The organism is Nguyenibacter vanlangensis (genome assembly GCF_013376155.1).
GTDB classification, from domain to species: Bacteria; Pseudomonadota; Alphaproteobacteria; order Acetobacterales; family Acetobacteraceae; genus Gluconacetobacter; species Gluconacetobacter vanlangensis.
The window spans coordinates 1-2042 of sequence record NZ_JABXXP010000520.1 but is presented as its reverse complement, the minus strand read 5'-3'; the positions used below and the strand labels follow the sequence as shown (position 1 = coordinate 2042).

The window sequence follows — 2042 nt, the reverse complement described above, 5'->3', positions numbered from 1 at the left end:
CCCCGCAGCAGGACCAGGCGGCCGCCGCCCTGCCCGGGACGATCGACGAAATCCGCGAATCCCTGCGCTGGCTGGGGCAGCAGATCGCCCGGCGCTACTTCGTCGTGCTGACGCCGCCGCGCGCAGTGGGCGGCGGCCGCTATGCCGACCGCGCGGGCTCCAGGGGCGAACCCGATGGCGAACCCGGCACCAAACTCGGGGCCATCGACGAATCATGATCTATCGCGTCCGTCACCTGACCCGCTACGCCTATGGCAGCCCGGTCGACCTTGCCGCCCATATCGTCCACGTCACCCCCCGCGACCTGCCGGGCCAGGTCGTGCGCTGGACACGGCTCGAAATCACGCCTGCCCCGGTGCGGCGGGTCGATGGCGCCGATTATTTCGGCAATCGCGTCACCTGGCTGTATCACGAAGCCCCCCACACGACGTTCGACGTGCTGGCCGATTCCGAGGTCGACGTCGCCTTCCCTCCGCCCCCGCCCGAGACCGCCACCCCGGCCTGGGAGGACATCGTCGCCACCGCCAGGGCCGGCGGCGACGCGGCATGGGCGGCGGCGGAATTCCTGTTCGACAGCCCGATGTGCGCCACCAGCCCGGATGCGGGCCGCTATGCCGCGCAATGCTTCACGCCCGGCCGGCCGATCCTGGCGGCCCTGCTGGACCTCAACGGGCGGATCCATCGCGAATTCCGCTTCCGCGCCGGGGTCACCACCCTGTCCACCCCGGTCGACCAGGTCCTGGCCCGGCGCGAGGGCGTGTGCCAGGACTTCACCCATCTGATGATCAGCGCCCTGCGCTGGCTCGGCGTGCCGGCCCGCTACATGTCCGGCTATATCCGCACCCGTCCCCCGCCGGGGCAGCAGCGGCGCCTGGGGGCGGACCAGTCCCACGCCTGGGTCGCAGCCTGGCTGGGCCCGGCCCATGGCTGGGTCGGGCTGGACCCCACCAACGGAATCGTGGTGCGCGACGAACACGTGGTGCTGGGCTGGGGCCGCGACTATGCCGATATCAGCCCGGTGCATGGGCTGATCCTGGGCGGCGGCAACGACGTGCTGACGGTCGGCGTGGACCTGGTGCCGGTCGAGGAATGGGCCGACCCGCTCCCCTGACCCGCCAGGCCGCCCCTTACTGACTCGCCGTCTTGGTCAGGCCGGCCTCGAAACCCATCTTCTGCCACCGTTCCTTCTGGGTCAGCTTCTTGTCGTCCCCGCCCCCGCAGGCCGCGAGCGAGAACAGCAGGGCGGTCAGCCCAAGAAAACGGATGGTCTGGATCAACGATGCCTCCTGCCGGGACCGAGGCGTTCATAGCAGAGAAGCCATCCGGGGCGAAAGACGCGGCGGAACGGCGCTCCGCTCTTCCCTTCTCCCCCTTCCCCCTCTCCCCCTTCCCCTGGGCGCGAAACACGCAGATATATCTCGGCCAATCAACCTCGCCACGCCCGAAGGAGATCGCAGGACGGATGCCGCGCCCCCCGATGCATACCCTGGACGCCGTCGCCGCCCTGCGGCAGACGGTGCGCGACTGGAAACGACAGGGCCTGACCGTGGGGCTGGTCCCGACGATGGGCGCGCTGCACGAGGGGCATCTCAGCCTGGCGCGCGCCGCGCTGGCGCAGGCGGACCGGGTGATCGTCTCGATCTTCGTCAATCCCACCCAGTTCGACAATCCGTCGGACCTGGCCACCTATCCCCGCACCTGGGACGACGACCGGCGCCTGCTGGCCGATGCCGGGGTCCATGTGCTGTACGCCCCCACGGTCGCCGAGATGTATCCGGCGGGCTTCGCCACCCATGTTTCGGTCGCCGGCGTGTCGGCCGGGCTGTGCGGCGCCCACCGTCCCGGCCATTTCGACGGGGTGGCGACGGTGGTGTGCAAGCTGTTCCTGCAAAGCCAGGCCGACATGGCCTTCTTCGGCGAGAAGGATTTTCAGCAGATCCACGTCGTGCGCCGGATGGCCGCCGACCTGGACATCCCGATCCGCCTGGTCGCCTGCCCGACGCTGCGCGAGGCCGACGGCCTGGCCATGTCGTCGCGCAACC

Annotated in this window: 4 protein-coding genes; 3 read left to right on the top strand and 1 reads right to left on the bottom strand. The window is 70.3% G+C overall.

From position 1 onward, the window contains the following. Together HUK84_RS16120 and HUK84_RS16115 are read left to right on the top strand one after the other, a co-directional pair. The coding region (locus tag HUK84_RS16120; RefSeq protein ID WP_176641193.1) for a hypothetical protein at positions 1-218 on the top strand (218 nt) is incomplete at its 5' end. Next, a complete protein-coding gene (locus HUK84_RS16115) occupies positions 215-1111 on the top strand; it encodes a transglutaminase family protein (RefSeq protein WP_176641192.1) in 897 nt (298 codons plus the stop codon). The genes HUK84_RS16120 and HUK84_RS16115, both read left to right, overlap by 4 nt. A gap of 16 nt (positions 1112-1127) precedes the next feature. Here the strand turns inward: HUK84_RS16115 and HUK84_RS16110 are convergent, their stop codons facing one another. Further along, positions 1128-1277: a hypothetical protein gene (locus HUK84_RS16110; RefSeq protein ID WP_176641191.1), complete on the bottom strand. Its 150-nt coding sequence runs from the start codon at positions 1275-1277 to the stop codon at positions 1128-1130. A gap of 185 nt (positions 1278-1462) precedes the next feature. Between HUK84_RS16110 and panC the strand changes: the two genes are divergently transcribed. Next, positions 1463-2042 (top strand): pantoate--beta-alanine ligase (panC, locus tag HUK84_RS16105; RefSeq protein WP_374729377.1); only part of this gene is annotated, 580 nt, incomplete at its 3' end.

Coding starts and splice junctions, on each gene's coding strand:
- HUK84_RS16115 (WP_176641192.1), top strand. CDS start 215: ATGATCTATCGCGTCCGTCACCTGACCCGCTACGCCTATGGCAGCCCG.